This is a genomic window from Janthinobacterium sp. PAMC25594 (assembly GCF_019443505.1).
Lineage (GTDB): Bacteria > Pseudomonadota > Gammaproteobacteria > Burkholderiales > Burkholderiaceae_D > Janthinobacterium.
On record NZ_CP080377.1, the window covers coordinates 6,405,423 to 6,421,044 of the forward strand.

Sequence of the window (15,622 nt, forward strand, 5' to 3'; positions counted from 1 at the left end):
TTATTCCTTTGGCAGCAAGGCTACCAACTTGGCCAGGCCAGCGCCGTCCGGATAGCTGATGCCGGCCGCATCGAGCTGGGCACGGACACTGGCGGCGAAATCCGCTTGCGTCGCTGGCGCGACTGCAACGGCGCCAGCGCGGGCCGGGCCATAGCCGGCGGCGGCCAGCGTGTCGTGTTCGGCTTCGTCGTTGGCAACGGCAAAGCCGACGCCTTCCTTCAGTTTCATATTGAGTGGGTACATGGTGTGCTCCATTTGATTGGGTAAATGCGAAAAGGCCAGCGCGTGGCTGGCCTTGGTCGCTTTAGTTGGTGCGGCGCACCGAGAAGTTCGGCAGCGTCACGGCGGCGCCCCACAGGACATCGAAGCGGCTGATGAACTTGTTGGCGGTGATATCGAAGCCGCGCACGAAGCGCAGGCTAATGCCGCCCTCGTCAGCCATCGATGCCTGGTAGGCCATATCCATGCCGCCTGGCAGTTCCTGCTTTGGCGACACGAAGGTCAGGGCGTCGCGGTGCCAGACCATGTTCTGCGTGTAGGTCGTATTGGCAGCGCCCGAGGTGATCGTGATGGCCGCGCCGGTGGCTGGGCGCGCAGTCACGTTCTGGTAAGCACCGCCAGCGATGATCGCCGGGCTGGCGATGATGGTGGCATTGCCGGCACCGTCCGACGAAACGGCAGCGGTGACAAGGAACGATTGCAGCACGCCCGTGCTGGCCTTGGTTTCCGGGTTGACCGAAAACACGCCGGCGACGGTGTAGGTGTCGCCGGCATTCAGGCGCAGCGCAGCGGCGGCGGTCCAGCCGTTGGTCACCAGCGACGTGGTGGCCGCATACGGATTGTCGGTCGCGCCTGCGTTGATGATGCCTTGGTTGGCGCCGTTGACCAGCGGCACGCCGCCCAACGGGCCGACCGTGTGCGATGGCACGTTCTGCGACATGGCGATGTCCAGGCCAGCGCCGGTCTTGATCACGCCGGTCTTGTACTGCTCGCCCAGCACTTCCTTGTTGTTGAACAGGCCCGACAGGCCTGCCACGATGGTGGCGTTGGCGCCCGGTTCGATGGCAGCCATACGCTGGCCATCGCGCGGCACGCTCATACGGTCCAGCGGCACACCAGCCTGTAACAGGTCTGCGAAGGTTGCTGGCGGGGTGCCGGGCGTGCCCACGATCTGGTGCGTGCCATTTTTGAGCACGACGCCCAGGCGGTAATCGAGCAGGGCGGCTAGCTTCAGGCCGGCTGGCTTCAGGTAGCGTTCTTTGAATGCCTTGCTGACCTGGCCGTTACTGCCCACCGAGGTGGTCAGCTCGGTCGAGCCGATGGCGAAATCGAGGCCCAGCAGCGGCTGCAGCGTCACGTCGACGTTGCGTTCGGTGATGTCCTGCACCACGGCCGTTTCACCATCGCGGTGCATGAATTGGACCGGTGCGCGCGCGCTGATTTTCTGGCCGGGCTTGAGATCCTTTTCCCAGGCATCCTTGTAGTCGGTGTTGGTGTTACCCAGGAAGGCCGATGCGTTGTGCGCGATGCGCAACACTTCATTGGTGATGATCTGCGAGGTCTGGAGTGCGTTTGCCATGAAAGGCTCCTATTTAGCGTTGTGCCCGTTCCTGGGCATTTGCCCAGGCGATGTAGGCCTTGGTGTTGGATGGGTCGGGCATGGGGCTGGTCTTGCCGGCGCCGTTACGCGGCGCTTCCAGCGGCGCTGCCGCGTTGCTTGGCTTGGGTTTGCCTGCCTTACCGGCTGCCGCGATCTTGTCTTCGATGCGGGCGATCGCGCGGCCGGCCTGGGTGGGCGACATGGTTGCGATACGCTCGGCTTCCTCGACGTTGTCCGGGTCGGTCAGGTACTCGATCAAGCCTTTCGGGTTGTCGGATTCGAAAATCGCATCAGTGGCGGGCTTGGGCGCGCCGCTGCGATCTGCCAAACCGTCGAACACATCGTCCAGATCGGATGCCAGGGTGTCAAACTTTTCGGCACCCCATTCCTTCGCCAGCGATGCGACGACGCCCTGGCGGCGATCAACCACGGCCTGCTGCTGCGTCAACGCTGGTGCAAGCTGCTTGGCTTGCTCTGCGATATGACGCTGCAATTCAGCGCGGGTCATCGATACGGGCTCGTCGTCGTTCTCGTCGGCGTGCTGCTGTTGCTGCTGTGCGGGCGTGACTGCGGCCCGCAATTCGTATTTCTGGCGCGTCAGGTTGTCGACCCGGCGACGCAGGCGCGCCATTTCGCGCTGCTCGGCCGTCTTTTCCTTCTGCTGCTCGGCCGACGCGGCATTACCTTCGCCTTCGGCTATGGCGGTGGAGTTGCCTGCGTCACCGGCATCACCGTGCTGGTTTTCGTGTTCGGCGCCGGTGTGATCGTCGTTCGTGGCGCCCGCCGCGGCGTCGCCGCCTTGTGGCAATGCGTTTTCAGTGGTCAAGGTCATGCTCCTGGTTGTGGTTCAGGCAAAGAAAAACCCGCACTTGGCGGGTTCGATTGGGTCTGCATTTCAGCAGGGTCCTGCTGGTCAGGCATGCCGGGCGGTGCTTGAGCATCCATCTGGCTGGGGTCATTCGGGTCTGGCTCTTCCTGCTGCACCTGCTCGATCTGTTCCTGATGTTCGGGCTGCATCGCGACCGGCTCGGCCGCTTGGGGCTGTTCCGATGGCAGCGGCGTCGGGTTGCTCAGCATGCTCTCGACGGTTTGCGCTACCATCAACTGGATCTGCTCCGGTGTCATGGCCGCGCTGGTCAGCTGAAGCCGCTTGGTCTCGGCATCGTAGGCCTTGATGTTCAGTTCGCGTTCCTTCGCCTCGTTTTCCTCGCGCCTGTTGTGTACCTGCTCCATGGCTTCGTCGGCCTCGGCCTGCGCGTCGTGCGCGTGCTTCAAGGCCTCCTTCAGCGACTCTTCCATCTGCTTCATCTGCTGCATCAGCTGCTCCGGCTTCGGCGTCTTGTTGGTTTCCGGGTCGAGGATGGCCTGTACCGCCGGCGGCGCCATGGCGGTCAACACTTGGGCCAGCTTATCGGCATGCGGGATATCCAGGTTGCGCGCCCACAGCGGTGCGATGGCTGGTGTCAGGTCTGGGTTCGTGCGCATCACCTCGCCCAGGGCGGTCTGCGCCTGGCTGCGCTGGGTAGAGAACGACGAGCCGACCACCACGCGAACGTCGTAGTCGCCGACGTTCGGGTTGATGACAATACCCTCGTCAGTGTCCCGCATCGCTTCCTTCTGCTCTGGGTCGATCGTGACCGTGCCAGGCTTCGCGTCTATACCCATGATGCGCTGCTGCCGCTTGGTATCGATCAGCTTCGTCGACATCTGCACGGCAATGCGACCCACCTGACCCAGCGAAAAGGCCAGCTGCTGCGGAAAATGACTGGTCGATGCCTCGCCTTGCTGCTTGCGTGCATCGATGGCCACGCCAGACGACTCGTTGCTCGGCGCGCCTAGGTTGGCCTGATACATGCCGATACTCGCTTCCAGGTCGTGCAGCGCATCAGAGGCGCCAACTGCATGATTTTGCAGGTTGACGGAGACATTCGGGCGCGATGGCGCCGCAATAGGTTGGCCGCGCTCATCTACATCGTGATATGGCAAGTAGGCGCGTGAATCAAGCGACGCGCGGTCCCACAGCGTTTCCAGCCCCGCAATAGAGCGCGCTGGCACAATCCATGGCGCCTTGGGCGCACTGCCCATGTAGGCCAGCAACTCCGATTTATGATAGTTGTAGGCCCGTTGTGGGTTCATCGCGCGGCGCGGGATGCCGCAATAGCGCATGACGCCGTTCTCGATACCCCAGTAGCCATACACCGGCACGATGCCGATGGAATCGGCTGGGTAAAGGCCTTCGCTGCTGTCCTTGTTCTTCGGCGTTTCCAAGATGCCAGCGCCAGACATCGTGCGCCACTTGACGCATTCGTATTTATCCTTGTACACGCGCTGGAGGGGCAGCTGCGCACCAGCAGCCTGACACGCAGCCCAGTATTCATCTTCGCTACCGGCCTGGTCCTCGCCGTCGGCGCCGGTCCAGATGCTGATCTGGCGCGTCTTTTCTTCCTTGTACCACTGCTCGGCCACGATGATGGATTGCCGCTCACCTTCGCCGCATGACTGGCGCTCCGAACCGAAGCTCTTTTTCTCGGCCTTGGCGCCGTACTTGCGCTCAAACTCGCGCTGGCTGACGGCGGTCAGAAGATAGCCGAACGTGGCATCGCTGCCGTCGAGCTGCACGCTCCACGGGTCGAACACCACGCGCAGCGGATCGGCTACAGCGCTGATGCGCGGCTCCTGATAGCCAAGCGCGCGGTCAACGTATTCAGGGCGCACTACCAGATAGCCCACGCCGGTGCGCGCCGACGAGGTCAGGGCGATCCCGTAAGCAGCCTGCGCGCGGCTGGCGTATTCGATGTGGCGCAGCATACCGTCGAGCTGCTCGCTGACCTTGACGTCGGCGCCGGAGCCGACTGGAACTGTGTGGATGGCCGGTGGCGACTTCGTGACTTGGCCGGCCACGTTGGCAACGTACTGGCCCACATGATCCATCACAAGGCACGGCCGCGCGCCACCCGGGTCAAGCTCTCGGGAGCGTTTGACGGCTTCATCCCATTGCTGCGGGTTCGATGGGTCGGAAAAGCGCAGGTCTTCCTCAATCTGCTGCCGCTGTTCGCGAGTCGCGTTCATCGCGTCCTCGTACAGCTCCTGCGCTTCCTGGAAGTCGTCCATTAAATTGCCCTTGCTCCTGATGCTGCTGAATTGGTGTAGTCGTAGACAGGCCGCGACGTGTCGTTGGTCATGCTTTCCGCATTGATGGCGATGTAGCGCAGGTTGTCGGCGCCATGCGACCACTCGTCGTGCAGTGGCGCGCCAGCCTCGCGGGTTTGCTGGTTGATCTGGCGCCGGTACCGCTTGGCGCACTGGAATAGCCGGGCCGCGTTGCCCTTGTCAAAGTACATGCGGCGAAAGGTCATGCGGGTCAGGCGAATTCCGTCCTCGATGCTCATGTTTGGGGTGATGCGCACGTCCCAGCCAAAGCCGCGCATGATCTCTTCCGCGCTCTTGCCGGTCTTGTAATCCTTGTGGCGACCATCGTGCGGCAAGAACACCAAGCCCCAGTTGTAATTCTTCTTTTTCAGCTCATCCGAGTAATGGTCGAGCGTCTTGTGGCTTTCCTCGATGTTCTCGATGATGCGCAGCTCACCAGCATGCCGCTGCACCAAGCTGATCGACATGGCATCGTTCCAGCCAAGATCGAATATAACGTGCACTTTGAGCATCGGATCGTAAGCCACATTGCAGAGGCGCTTCTCCTCCTCGGCCTGGGCGACTTCGGCGTAATAGATCGCGCCCACTACGGCGGGCATGCACTTGCCTTCCCAGATGTTGCTGTATTCAGCGGGCGGCAGCGTCAGTTTGGCATGCTGCCGCTCCTTCTCCAACGTCTCGGGGAACCACGGGTTATCCATGTAGTTCATGTCGACGATGATCGCGTCTTCAGGCTGATTCGTGATGAAGCGGTCGTATGTCTCGTCCGAATCAAGTTCAGGATTGAACGACAGCCATATCTCCGAGCCGTCCTTTCGAATGGTCGGGATCAGCACGGCCCAGCTACGCTTGCTGACCGTCTGTGCCTCTTCCACCCACACGATATCGCAGCCTTCGAACGACTTGACCGACTCGACCGTATGCTCAGCAAGGCCAGAAAAAGCGAACTCGGTACCGTTCTTGCCGCGAATTTCGGTATCGAACACCTGGTAGAAGGAGCCCAGGCCTAGCGCCTCAATCTGATCCTTCAGCAGCTTGTGCACGGACTGCTTGATCGACTTCTGCACCTCACGCGCACACAGGATGCGCAGCTTTTGCGCGCTTCCCTTGATCAGCAGCGCGCGCGCAAAGCTCCAGGACTTTGCGCTGCCACGGCCGCCTTTCGCGCCTTTGTAGCGCGCCTTCTTCGTCAGCAGGAAGGCCAGCTTTTGCGGGAATTTAATTGCCATCAGGACTCACGAACTCGATTTGCCAGTTCATCGTTTCCGGGACGTTGCCCTTGTTCATATCGTCGATGGCTTCCTTGTTCGCTCTCAACAAGTTCATCGGGATGCTGCTGGCGGCGTTGGCATGGCCCTGCAGCAGCGCCGCCACCTGCAAGCGCTTGATGCTTTTCAACGGATCGACGTCATCTACCAGCTCGAGCTGCTGATTGGCCAGCATCGACAAACGGTGCATCGAGGCAGCGCTAAACTCGGCTGCTGACGCGGCATGTTCGCTTACATTCGACAGCTTGCGCGCCAGCTCGGAGACGATCCGCTGCTGGCCTTGCGGCAATGCGCCGAACAGTTCGGCAATATGCTTATTCGTCGCATCAGCCTGAACCATCTTTTCCGCTATGACGCGAAGGTCTTTTTTCGTGTTCGGCGCTTCGGCTTTATTCGGCTTTAATTTGCGCCGGATAGAGGATTCATTGACGCCGAATTCTTGCGCCAGCGCATTGATCGAAATGCCGTCGACCAGGTGACGCCGCTCGACCTCAATCCACTGGTCATCGGTCAGCGAAGATTTGCGACCCATGACAAGTTCCCCTATGAAAAAAACACGTTCAGAAATGCAAAAAAGCCAGCTTTTTAGGCTGGCTTCAATATTTTCAGGCGAGCGGAACCCGCCTGTACTTCGAATTGTAGGTCAAAAACGAGAACCAGTGCAAACATTTTTCTTCAATTTTGCAAACAGGACCGCCCGCGCCTCTATGGCAACAGCAGGAAAATCAGCATTTGGGAAACGCCACGGGGTGCCGACGCTGCAAGACTTGTAGATAGCCCACATGTGCAGTTTTGAAAGGCTGTCTATCATCGCATCGGTCGCCCTGGCAATCTCATGGTCGCGTTTGCGCTGATCTTCAATCGAATCAGTGCCATGCCCATCAGAATTCCCAACGAGGCCACCCATAGTTTTGGCACCCAGGTCGCGGTCGTCGTCATCCATCCACTCCTTCCAGCACTCCAAGCAATAGTCCAGCGGATCAGGGCCATTTTGGCGCTCGAACTGCACTTCCTCTTTTCTGACGCGACGCATTTTCGGTCCCTTTCTTGTTCAGTTTGTATCTATTTTTTGCCGGCGGCGGATTTCCGCGCCGGATTTGTACCGATGACTACCGATAATCATGCTATTCAGGATTCATGCGGGTCTGCGGGTTGGTCTTCGCCACTTTTTCGCCGTGCAGTGAATCCCATTTTCTTGGCGATGCTGCCTTGCGCTTGCACGGCGGTGTCGAGGTTCTTCTCAAGGTAGGCCATGGTGGTCAACGGGCTTTTGTGGCGCAGCACCTTCTGGATGGTCTGGATCGGCACGCCTGATTCGGACAGCAGGGTGGCGAAGCTGCCGCGCAGACGGTGTGGGGTGATGCCCTTGGTCTTGCAGTGGGCGTTGGCAGTGGCGATAGGGCGCCGGGCGAAGCCGGGCGGCTGCTGGCTGCCGTCCTTACGCGCGGTAATCAGGCCTTCGGGCTGGCGCCGGGGTTGTAGGTAGTCGACCAGCCACGCGGGCATCGGTACCGGCTCGGCCTCCTTACCCTTGGTGATGCCGGGCGTGTAGGTGCGCCGCTCCCAATCGATCCATTCCCAGCGCGCGCTGGCGGCTTCGCTTTCGCGCAGGCCCAGGCCAAACATGAAGCGGATAGCAGTGGAGACGGCAAGGGAGCGGCGGCCGGCGCCGTCGATGGCATCGAGCCACTGCATGGCCACATCAAGCGGCAGGATTTTACGCGGGCGCTTCTGTGTGCTGAGCATGGCCACGTTCCATGGCCGGCGTGCCAGCATGCCCTGGGAAACGGCCCAATTCGTCACCAGCCGCATCACGCGCAGCCAGTGGTTGGCCGTGGCCGGCTCGCGCGTGGTCAGGTGTTCGTTGCGGGCCAGCTCGATGTGGCGTGCAGTGATCTCGCTGACGAGCAGGTCGCCCAGGTCGTACAGGTGCAGGCGGTAGCAGGTGCTGACGCTGCGCACGTGGGCGGCGCTCGACACCGGGCCACGCACCAATAGCCACTCGGCGAAGAGCGCGCGCAGTGTCGGTACCGGCTTGCCGCCGTTCGTGCGCACTACCTCCTCATCGTAGGCGCGGCTGGCCACCGCTTCGGCACGAGCCTTGGCGCGTTCGCGCGTGCTGCGCTGAACGCGGCTGCCGGCCACCTGGAAGCGGTAGTGCCAGATTTTCTTGACCTTGAACAGGGCGAATGTCATGCGGATGGTCCTTTTTGCTAGAGGTGTTCGGCCAGGCCGCGCTTGTAGCTCTGGGTGGGGGCCGCCGGGCGTGGCCGGTTGTTGTCGGTAAAGCGGGTGTACATGCCTTCGTAGGCGAGCAGCACGTCATCGATGCGGCCCTGCCGGTTCTTTGCCACGAAGATATCGGCGCAGCCACGCAGGTGGCTTTGCGGGTTGTCCACCTCGTCGCGGTGCACGAAGATGACGATATCGGCGTCTTGCTCGATGGCGCCGGAGTCGCGCAAGTCGGACAGTTGCGGGCGCGCCTTGTTGGCGGCGTTGCGCGACAGCTGGGACAGGGCCAGCACGACGATGTTCAACTCCTTGGCCAACGCCTTCAAGCCGCGCGTGATTTCCTCGATCTGGCTATTGCGGTTGTCGCCGGCGCCGCTCATCAGTTGCAGATAGTCGACCACCAGCAGGTCAAGGCCATGCTTGCGTTTCACCAGGCGCGCCTTGCTGCGTACGTCCAGCAGCGTCAGCGCCGGCTGATCGTCCAGGTGTAGGCCCATGGCGTTCAGTTTCACGTTGGCCACCGTGAAATTGTTCCAGTCGCCATCGCTGAAATCACCGCGGATCACCGTACTGAGTGGGATGCTGCCAAGCGCGGCCACGGCGCGGTCGAGCAGCTCGCCGTTCTGCATCTCCTGCGACAGGAACAGCACCGAGTGTGTCTCGGCTGCATTGGTGGCGATGTTCAGGGCCAGCGCGGTTTTACCCATCGATGGCCGCGCGCCGAGGATCACCAGCGCACCACGATTCGGGCCACCGTTCAGCAGGCGGTCAATATCGGCAAAACCGGTGGCGATGCCGGTGTATTTGCGCTCTGCACGGTCGCCCAGCACATCGATGTGCGCCATCATGGCAGCGCTGGCCTGGATCGGCTCGCGCAAGGTACGCGTTTCGGCCAGCGCCGCCAGGGCCGATTGCGCAGCGTCGAGCACCTCACCGGCGCTGCGGCCGTCCGGCTTGAAGGCCATTTCGGACATGTCGGCCGTGGCGGCCAGTAGGCCCCGGCGCAACGCGCGGTCGCGCACCAGGTCGGCATAGCGGCCGATGTTGGCGGCGCTGGGCATGCTCTGGGCCACCGAGTTCAGGTAGGCCACGCAGTCAGGCAGCGACTGGGCCAGCGCGGTGGACACCGTAATCACGTCGCATTCGCCACCCTGGGCGATCTGGCGCAGCACTTCCACGAAGATCGTGCGGTGGTCGTGCCGGTAAAAGTGCGCCGGGCGCAGATCACCCATGCGGTCGACGCCAGCGTTATCGCGCAACAGTGCACCGATAACGGATTGCTCGGCCTCAATGGCGGCCGGCAGGGTTTGTTCTTCGGTCATGCCGCTTCCTTGGTTTCTTGAAATTTCTCTGCCTGCTTGCCGTTCGAAGTCAGGAAGTACTGGCCCTCACGGTCGATGGCCCACAGCTTGAAATAATTGTTTTCGACGTACTTGCGGAAGGTGGCGCGCCAGTCCTTCTGCCGCTTCGCTGGCTGCGTTCCGCCCGGCAGGAAGCGCCGACAGAACTCGGCCCAGGCCAAGGCCACCATGTCGACAGGCAGGCCGGCGCCTTGGGCGTAACCCCACAGCGGGGCGTAGTTGCGCAGGGGGCGTTCGTTCTTGGCCTGGCAGTCGTCGAGGAACGTTTGCAGCGCAGTCGCCGGGGTTGAGTCCTTTTTGCCCGGCTTGGCAGCAGGCCCCGCGTCAGCGGGGTTTGGGGTACTTGTTTTTAATGTAGATGAAGATGAAGATGTAGAGCCGTCTCCCAAGTCATCACCAATGGTGGGCTTTGGTGTTGTCTTTGGTGTGTTGTTTGGTGGTGCGTTTTCGTCGCCAAAACGGGTACCTTGCCCGCGCCGTTGGCGGATATATTCATCCCGCACGAAGCGGCTGCAGTACCACAATGGGCCTGCGTTTGACGTCACCAAAGTCACCGGCTGACCGTCACGACCTGCATGACGTGGCGTGAAAACGTAGTCCGCCGCATTATTGTCCGCTCCCTTGAGCACATCCTTAGCCGCCAGTTCGCGCGCCAGCTTCAGTGGCACGCCGGCCACCTGGGCCAGCTCGTTGAGGGGCCAGCGGCAGATGCCATATTCATCGGCATCGTGCAGCACGCACATGATATCGACCCAAGCTCCACGCGCCGCCTCGGAACAGCGGCGCAGCTTGGAATTGATGCGCCAGTCAGCTGGATAAAACTGGAATGATGGGCGCTTCATAAGTGCTTCTCTGGATGTGATTCTGTGGCGTCCAGATCGCCGCGATCAGGGCGACGCACGACGGTGACAGGTTGCGGCGCGCTCGGGCCGCGATGATGCGCCGTGGCCACGCTACAGGCGCCGGCAGCGGTCTTGCCCTGCAATGCCTGGCGCGTCGATGCCTTGATGGTGTAGGTGATGTTGCTGAGCTCGATGTGGGCCATCAGCAGGCTGGCGAAATGCTTGCGCATGTTGCATTCCATGCCGGACTCTTCCAGATCAAAGCTAGCGCGCTCGCAGATCTGGTAGAAGGTGCCGGGACCGGCCAGCAGCGTTTGCAGCACCAGGTAAGGACGGGAGCCGACATATGGCATCAAGCGCGCCGTCATTGCCGCACCTGCGCAGCCTGGGGCTTCATCGAAAACGCGGAGTATGTTATTCTTGGCATGTTCGTTTTAAGTAAGTGTTTTAGGAAGCCCGCCTTGTACGCGGGCTTTTTTTCGTTCGCGCTTATTGCGCCTGCTGGTGCAGCGTTTCTTTCAGGAGGTAGCCTTCGAGCGCCCAGATCTTCTGTTCGGCGTTCAGGCGCGCCACTTCCTGGCCGATTTCGGCATCGAAGTTCTCCGGACTGGCGCAGGCGCTTTCGCCGGTGACGGTGAAACCATTGCGCAGCACCAGGACGCAGAACGTCAGCAGATGCAGCGGCGGGGTGGAGCCGTCGTCGACACCACCATCGATGGCGGCGCCGCGCACGCCGTCAGCGGCCGTGAAGTAGTGCGTCTGTGCGATGGCTGCTTGAATGCCTGCTGGCGTGATGCGCGGTGCGGTCTTGCCCTTGGCCTGGATTTGCTGCTCGATTTCTTGATCGCTCATATTTCGCTTTCGATGTGTCGCCCGACTCGGTGAGCGACTGCCCGTCTTTCGCGCGCTTCCTTGCGCTGCATCTGCTGCATCTGCTGCACTTTTGATGAAGCGCAGACCTGGTACCTGTCTGCACTGCCATCCTGTAGCTGTCGGGGACTGCGCCCAGCTACGTCGGCGGATCGGACGTGTTCATGTACTTGTCCGCCGCCTCGCGCAGCTTGTTGGTATCGCGATACAACTGCGAACTCGCTTTAGCCCGCGCTTGCCCCTCTGGCTGGGCCTTCGCTGCCAGGTTGGCTCTGTCGCTCAGGCGCCATACGCACACTGCCTGCAGTGCGTAATCCGCTGCCGTCGCGCGCTGCTCTTTTTTCATCCTGTCCCTCGTCTTTCTGCGCCGGCGCTATCGGCCGGCCTATCGGTCTGATTTCGTACATCGGCTCCGCCTCTATTCCGTTAAACCCGCATGTGCATCTTGGGGATGACGCCGAAACTCGGGCGGCATGGCAGCAACTGGGACCGGCGGCGCGGGCCGCCGTTGGGCCCTTCTCGGCGGCTACCTGGCTGGCTACCATGACGTTGCTGGCGCGCCCAATGCAACAGGCTCTGGCGGGCTTGGTCGCTGCGCGTGACGCCAGCTGCGGCGCATGCCTGCAAGATCGTTTTCTCTTCCTCGGGGTCGAGGTAGGTTTTCAGCAGCTTCGTGCGGGTGGTGGTATTCATGGGTTTCCTTTTAAAAGTGGATCTGGATTACGGGTGGTGCGGTACTGCAAAAAAGGCGAGGAATTCCTTCGTGCTACATTGCTATCTCCATAACAACAATTTGAAGGAACTCCCCATGACTTTTCCGATTGCTACAAATTTTGTTTCTATTGAGCTAAGCCCTCAGCAAACAGGGATCGGCCTAACTGTTTTTAAGGCCTCGGTGACACTGGAGAGCAACAGGGGGCCTATTCCTGAGCAGGTAACGTTCACGGTCGCTGTGAAGGCTGGGAATCGCAGCATTGTCGAAATTCACAAAGAGGCGATCAGTCGGGCGGCCTTAATACTGGCAAGCGTCAGTGGGCTTGGCCATCCGCACCCAGAGGACGCTGTGGCGACTTGGGGGCAATTGGCTGCAGATTTACCTCGAACGCAGATAAGCCAGCCTTAAAAGCAAGAGCGGCCGCCTCGGCTGCATCTGATGGCCCCACTGCGAAGTGCGCACTGGAGTTCGCAATAACCTGCGTCAGCAGCATCACCAGCGCATCCCGGTCACGATCTGGAAACTGGCTGCCGCTGGCGCACACGGCGAGCTGGCCGCCAACTTGGCCGCCAGCAACGTCTTCGCGATGCGGCGGACTCGCCAGGCGCGTACGGTTCGATCCGAAGGGCATGCCCTCCACCTTGATGAGCACGCCGAACAGCTTGGCGACCAGGTGGACGGGGAGGACGCGCCAACGCGCGTGGGTGGTGGCGTGGTTCATGGTTTTTCCTTTGGTTCGAGCGACGGCGGGATGGCGGGCAGCACGACGCTGTGCGCCGGGATGGTGTCGAGGATGTTGGTGGGGGAGGGGGGCTGGCGGCCGGCGTGGCCAGGAGCGGGCAGCGGATCGGTGGCGCGGCGCTGAGCAGCCTCTACGGCCAACTCCGGCCAAATGGACTGCCAATCGTATGGACGTAAAGTTCGACGAGAAACCTCTCCGCCTGTGATTCGCTCCAAAATCGGCGCAAGCCTGATCAATTTATCGTCAGGAATACCGCCACTCCTCCAGGCATGCACCGAGGGTGGCTTTACATTCAGCATCTTGGCTACGGCAGTAGGTCCACCCAGCCGATCAATCATTTCGCTCGGAGTCATAGAGGTTTTGGTTAGATATTTCTCTCATATTAGGAGTAGCTAACATAAATGTCAATAGCCACTCCTAATCCAGTAACAGTTAGGATCGCCTAATGACACTTTCAGAACGTATACGAGCAGCTATGACTGCTTCCCAGATGAACCAGACCGAACTTGCAAGGGCATGCGGAGTGAAGCCCCCGAGCGTTCACGGCTGGCTGACAGGTAAGGCAAAATTTCTGCGAGGCGAGAATTTGTTGTTGGCGGCCAAGGCGTTAGGGGTAACTCAAGAGTGGCTCGCAACCGGTCGAGGTGAAATGCACCAAAGTCCTGCGGCATCTATGCCTAATGCACGCCAGGTCATAGCCGCCGATCAAGACGACCCTAACTTCGTGGAAATACCAATGGTCAAACTGAAGCTCTCTGCTGGGATAACCGGATTCAACACAGATCCTGATCGGCGAGACGGAGGAACGCTGGGTATGAGGCGTAATTGGATCGAGAGAAGGGGGTACAAACCCCATAAATTGATAGCAATTCAAGTGAGCGGGGAGAGCATGGAGCCATCTCTTTATGCCGATGATGTGATTGTCATTAATACCGATGATGTTCAGCCAGTTGATGGTCAAGTTTTTGCGATCAACTATGAGGGACAAGCGGTTGTAAAGCGCTTAGCGCGCGATGCAGGAGAATGGTGGCTCACCTCTGATAGTCCTGACCAACGAAAGCATGCCCGGAAAGTTTGTCGAGACGACGCATGCATCATTATTGGACGAGTAGTCCACAAAGAAAGTGATCGTATCTGATGAGCGATTTACCAGTTGATGATTACCACGATCGTGCGCTAGATGCATTGGCTAAAACCGACGAAGCAACAAAACTTAGATTTAAGCAATTGATGTGCGAAAGCCCTGCAAATTTTGACTTTTACGGCGCTGTTTTAGAGGCGAAAAAAGGGGCGGAATTAGATGAAATCATAGCCTACCCGGACAAAAATCTCGAAATGAAGTACACAGTACAGCAAGGATTGCGAGCGGCGTGCCATGGAAGAGAGGACACAGCTACAGTGATGATTGTTCAGTTAGCAATATTGAAAAGGCTTGATAAAGCTGAAAAATTGAACAACCGTGTCTATTTTTGCATGTGTGCAGTAGTGGTGCTGTTGCTCTATATTGCATCAAAGCTATCATAAAGCCCGATAAGCAGCACCAACAAGACCCGCCAGTCCTCCCTCGACACCTAAAAAGACGCTACTACTCCTAATATTTATTAAATATTAGGAGTTCCTATTGACTTAAAAATTAGCTTGTCCTAATATTCTCCTAACAGCCGATCAACATGCTAGGAGATGACAATGCCCCAGCCCACCGCAGCACCTTCCACCACCCCCGCAGCCGACACTATCGGCGCCCAGCCCTTCATTCCTGTAGTCGTCTCGTACGGACATATCCCAGCCGCCATCGGCGCCGCTTTTGCCGGTGGCATCTATGCCGGCATCATCCGCGGCGTGGATGGTGGTCCCGATCAGCACCTGGTGCTGGTGGAAGGGGAGGGCGTTGATTTGTCCTGGGAGGCCGCCGGCGTCTGGGCCGAGTCTGTGGGCGGTTCGCTGCCGACGTGCGCCGAGCAAGCGCTGCTGTTCGCCAACCTGAAAGACCAGTTCAAGTCGGACTGGTACTGGTCTGGTGAGCAGGCCGGCCCCTCTTACGCGTGGCTTCAGTATTTCTACTATGGCGGCCAGGTCAACATCCTCAAGTCGTACGAAGGCCGCGCCCGCGCCGTCCGCAGATTGCCAATTTAATCCTTTATTAATTTCCTTTTCGTCCCGACCACGACATCCCATCACGGAGCCACTCATGACCAGCAATGCCGCCACGCCTTGTGCCACACCAGGCGCTGCCATCCCCCTCGCTACCTGCTCCCTTTGCCATCGCTCAGTCGATGCCAACAGCAATGCACGTGCTGACGCCATTGTCAGCGGCTTGCTCGACGCCGAATTGTGGCCGGTCGATAGCGAGCTGGTCACCGAGATTCGCGCCATGTTCCTGACCCATTGGGGCATGGACAAGGGGCAGGCCGATGCGCGGATGTCCCGCCTCCATTACAGCTCGGCTGCCGCTTTGGTGCCCGTGACCGGGCCTGGCGCCATTGGCAGTGCCTACGCTGGTGGTATCTATGCCGGGATCATGCGCGGCGTCGATGGTGCGCCTGACGAGCACCTGGTGCTGATGTCAGGTCAAGCCGAGGGCGTGAGCTGGGACGCGGCATGCGCCTGGGCCAGGTCGATTGGTGGCGAGCTGCCAAGCCGTCGCGAACAGCGCTTGCTGTTCATCAACTTGAAAGATGAATTCAAGGATGAGTGGTACTGGTCCAGCGAGCAGGCCGGCCCCTCTAACGCGTGGATTCAGGGTTTCGACTTTGGCAACCAGCACTACTACCGCAAGTCGTACGAAGGCCGCGCCCGCGCCGTCCGCAGATTACCAATTTAATCCCTTATCCATTTCAGCATG

The 15,622-nt window shown here is 60.0% G+C and carries 20 protein-coding genes and 1 pseudogene; 4 read left to right on the top strand and 17 right to left on the bottom strand.

Annotation, left to right across the window (positions count from 1 at the left end; all coding sequences use genetic code 11):
- The 17 genes and pseudogenes from KY494_RS28760 to KY494_RS30085 all read right to left on the bottom strand — a co-directional run.
- Window positions 1-243, bottom strand: a complete 243-nt coding sequence (locus tag KY494_RS28760; RefSeq protein WP_219889267.1) for a hypothetical protein — start codon at window positions 241-243, stop codon at window positions 1-3.
- Window positions 244-304: 61 nt separating this feature from the next.
- Complete coding sequence (locus tag KY494_RS28765) at window positions 305-1,579, bottom strand: P22 phage major capsid protein family protein (protein WP_219889268.1); 1,275 nt, start codon at window positions 1,577-1,579, stop codon at window positions 305-307.
- Window positions 1,580-1,592: 13 nt separating this feature from the next.
- Window positions 1,593-2,426: a hypothetical protein gene (locus tag KY494_RS28770; protein WP_219889269.1), complete on the bottom strand. Its 834-nt coding sequence runs from the start codon at window positions 2,424-2,426 to the stop codon at window positions 1,593-1,595.
- 2 nt (window positions 2,427-2,428) lie between these two features.
- Window positions 2,429-4,711 (bottom strand): portal protein, encoded by a 2,283-nt coding sequence (locus KY494_RS28775; protein WP_219889270.1) that lies wholly within the window; start codon window positions 4,709-4,711, stop codon window positions 2,429-2,431.
- Entirely contained in the window at window positions 4,711-5,979 is a 1,269-nt protein-coding gene (locus KY494_RS28780) for a PBSX family phage terminase large subunit (protein ID WP_219889271.1), read from the bottom strand. Before KY494_RS28780 ends, KY494_RS28775 begins: the two co-directional genes overlap by 1 nt.
- The gene (locus tag KY494_RS28785) at window positions 5,969-6,550 is read right to left on the bottom strand and encodes a hypothetical protein (RefSeq protein WP_219889272.1); all 582 of its coding nucleotides are present in this window, start codon (window positions 6,548-6,550) and stop codon (window positions 5,969-5,971) included. Before KY494_RS28785 ends, KY494_RS28780 begins: the two co-directional genes overlap by 11 nt.
- A 111-nt stretch (window positions 6,551-6,661) precedes the next feature.
- Window positions 6,662-7,051, bottom strand: coding sequence for a hypothetical protein (locus tag KY494_RS28790; protein ID WP_219889273.1), 390 nt, complete (start codon window positions 7,049-7,051; stop codon window positions 6,662-6,664).
- A gap of 95 nt (window positions 7,052-7,146) precedes the next feature.
- Window positions 7,147-8,214, bottom strand: coding sequence for a site-specific integrase (locus tag KY494_RS28795; protein ID WP_219889274.1), 1,068 nt, complete (start codon window positions 8,212-8,214; stop codon window positions 7,147-7,149).
- 17 nt (window positions 8,215-8,231) lie between these two features.
- Entirely contained in the window at window positions 8,232-9,572 is a 1,341-nt protein-coding gene (gene dnaB / locus KY494_RS28800; RefSeq protein ID WP_219889275.1) for a replicative DNA helicase, read from the bottom strand.
- The gene (locus tag KY494_RS28805; RefSeq protein ID WP_219889276.1) at window positions 9,569-10,453 is read right to left on the bottom strand and encodes a hypothetical protein; all 885 of its coding nucleotides are present in this window, start codon (window positions 10,451-10,453) and stop codon (window positions 9,569-9,571) included. Before KY494_RS28805 ends, dnaB begins: the two co-directional genes overlap by 4 nt.
- Window positions 10,450-10,821 carry a hypothetical protein gene (locus tag KY494_RS28810; RefSeq protein ID WP_219889277.1) on the bottom strand — a complete coding sequence of 124 codons (372 nt, stop codon included), beginning with the start codon at window positions 10,819-10,821 and terminating at the stop codon, window positions 10,450-10,452. The genes KY494_RS28805 and KY494_RS28810 overlap by 4 nt, the downstream gene beginning before the upstream one ends.
- 121 nt (window positions 10,822-10,942) lie before the next feature.
- The gene (locus KY494_RS28815) at window positions 10,943-11,305 is read right to left on the bottom strand and encodes a Gp49 family protein (protein WP_219889278.1); all 363 of its coding nucleotides are present in this window, start codon (window positions 11,303-11,305) and stop codon (window positions 10,943-10,945) included.
- 157 nt (window positions 11,306-11,462) lie between these two features.
- Complete coding sequence (locus KY494_RS28820; RefSeq protein ID WP_099763340.1) at window positions 11,463-11,669, bottom strand: hypothetical protein; 207 nt, start codon at window positions 11,667-11,669, stop codon at window positions 11,463-11,465.
- Window positions 11,670-11,749: 80 nt separating this feature from the next.
- The gene (locus KY494_RS28825) at window positions 11,750-12,016 is read right to left on the bottom strand and encodes a hypothetical protein (protein WP_219889279.1); all 267 of its coding nucleotides are present in this window, start codon (window positions 12,014-12,016) and stop codon (window positions 11,750-11,752) included.
- Window positions 12,017-12,351: 335 nt separating this feature from the next.
- Window positions 12,352-12,759: a hypothetical protein gene (locus tag KY494_RS28830; RefSeq protein WP_219889280.1), complete on the bottom strand. Its 408-nt coding sequence runs from the start codon at window positions 12,757-12,759 to the stop codon at window positions 12,352-12,354.
- Window positions 12,756-12,920, bottom strand: a complete 165-nt coding sequence (locus KY494_RS29950) for a hypothetical protein (protein ID WP_258195003.1) — start codon at window positions 12,918-12,920, stop codon at window positions 12,756-12,758. The genes KY494_RS28830 and KY494_RS29950 overlap by 4 nt, the downstream gene beginning before the upstream one ends.
- A gap of 72 nt (window positions 12,921-12,992) precedes the next feature.
- Window positions 12,993-13,133: pseudogene (locus tag KY494_RS30085) on the bottom strand (hypothetical protein); the annotation flags it as partial.
- A 122-nt stretch (window positions 13,134-13,255) separates the two neighbouring features.
- Here KY494_RS30085 and KY494_RS28845 point away from each other — a divergent pair.
- From KY494_RS28845 to KY494_RS29960, 4 genes are all read left to right on the top strand, one after another.
- Window positions 13,256-13,918: a S24 family peptidase gene (locus KY494_RS28845; RefSeq protein WP_258194540.1), complete on the top strand. Its 663-nt coding sequence runs from the start codon at window positions 13,256-13,258 to the stop codon at window positions 13,916-13,918.
- The gene (locus KY494_RS28850) at window positions 13,918-14,304 is read left to right on the top strand and encodes a hypothetical protein (protein WP_219889282.1); all 387 of its coding nucleotides are present in this window, start codon (window positions 13,918-13,920) and stop codon (window positions 14,302-14,304) included. Before KY494_RS28845 ends, KY494_RS28850 begins: the two co-directional genes overlap by 1 nt.
- Before the next feature lie 162 nt (window positions 14,305-14,466).
- Entirely contained in the window at window positions 14,467-14,913 is a 447-nt protein-coding gene (locus tag KY494_RS28855) for a DUF1566 domain-containing protein (RefSeq protein ID WP_219889283.1), read from the top strand.
- 55 nt (window positions 14,914-14,968) lie between these two features.
- Window positions 14,969-15,601, top strand: a complete 633-nt coding sequence (locus KY494_RS29960; RefSeq protein WP_258194541.1) for a DUF1566 domain-containing protein — start codon at window positions 14,969-14,971, stop codon at window positions 15,599-15,601.
- Window positions 15,602-15,622 lie beyond the last annotated feature (21 nt).

Bases quoted from the DNA above. Each gene is read 5' to 3' on its own strand.
- KY494_RS28760 (WP_219889267.1), bottom strand. From the start codon at position 243: ATGTACCCACTCAATATGAAACTGAAGGAAGGCGTCGGCTTTGCCGTT.
- KY494_RS28790 (WP_219889273.1), bottom strand. From the start codon at position 7,051: ATGCGTCGCGTCAGAAAAGAGGAAGTGCAGTTCGAGCGCCAAAATGGC.
- KY494_RS29960 (WP_258194541.1), top strand. From the start codon at position 14,969: ATGACCAGCAATGCCGCCACGCCTTGTGCCACACCAGGCGCTGCCATC.
- KY494_RS28780 (WP_219889271.1), bottom strand. From the start codon at position 5,979: ATGGCAATTAAATTCCCGCAAAAGCTGGCCTTCCTGCTGACGAAGAAG.
- KY494_RS28765 (WP_219889268.1), bottom strand. From the start codon at position 1,579: ATGGCAAACGCACTCCAGACCTCGCAGATCATCACCAATGAAGTGTTG.
- dnaB (WP_219889275.1), bottom strand. From the start codon at position 9,572: ATGACCGAAGAACAAACCCTGCCGGCCGCCATTGAGGCCGAGCAATCC.
- KY494_RS28810 (WP_219889277.1), bottom strand. From the start codon at position 10,821: ATGACGGCGCGCTTGATGCCATATGTCGGCTCCCGTCCTTACCTGGTG.
- KY494_RS28820 (WP_099763340.1), bottom strand. From the start codon at position 11,669: ATGAAAAAAGAGCAGCGCGCGACGGCAGCGGATTACGCACTGCAGGCA.
- KY494_RS28845 (WP_258194540.1), top strand. From the start codon at position 13,256: ATGACTGCTTCCCAGATGAACCAGACCGAACTTGCAAGGGCATGCGGA.
- KY494_RS28825 (WP_219889279.1), bottom strand. From the start codon at position 12,016: ATGAATACCACCACCCGCACGAAGCTGCTGAAAACCTACCTCGACCCC.
- KY494_RS28775 (WP_219889270.1), bottom strand. From the start codon at position 4,711: ATGGACGACTTCCAGGAAGCGCAGGAGCTGTACGAGGACGCGATGAAC.
- KY494_RS28795 (WP_219889274.1), bottom strand. From the start codon at position 8,214: ATGACATTCGCCCTGTTCAAGGTCAAGAAAATCTGGCACTACCGCTTC.
- KY494_RS28830 (WP_219889280.1), bottom strand. From the start codon at position 12,759: ATGAACCACGCCACCACCCACGCGCGTTGGCGCGTCCTCCCCGTCCAC.
- KY494_RS28815 (WP_219889278.1), bottom strand. From the start codon at position 11,305: ATGAGCGATCAAGAAATCGAGCAGCAAATCCAGGCCAAGGGCAAGACC.
- KY494_RS28855 (WP_219889283.1), top strand. From the start codon at position 14,467: ATGCCCCAGCCCACCGCAGCACCTTCCACCACCCCCGCAGCCGACACT.
- KY494_RS28850 (WP_219889282.1), top strand. From the start codon at position 13,918: ATGAGCGATTTACCAGTTGATGATTACCACGATCGTGCGCTAGATGCA.
- KY494_RS28805 (WP_219889276.1), bottom strand. From the start codon at position 10,453: ATGAAGCGCCCATCATTCCAGTTTTATCCAGCTGACTGGCGCATCAAT.
- KY494_RS28785 (WP_219889272.1), bottom strand. From the start codon at position 6,550: ATGGGTCGCAAATCTTCGCTGACCGATGACCAGTGGATTGAGGTCGAG.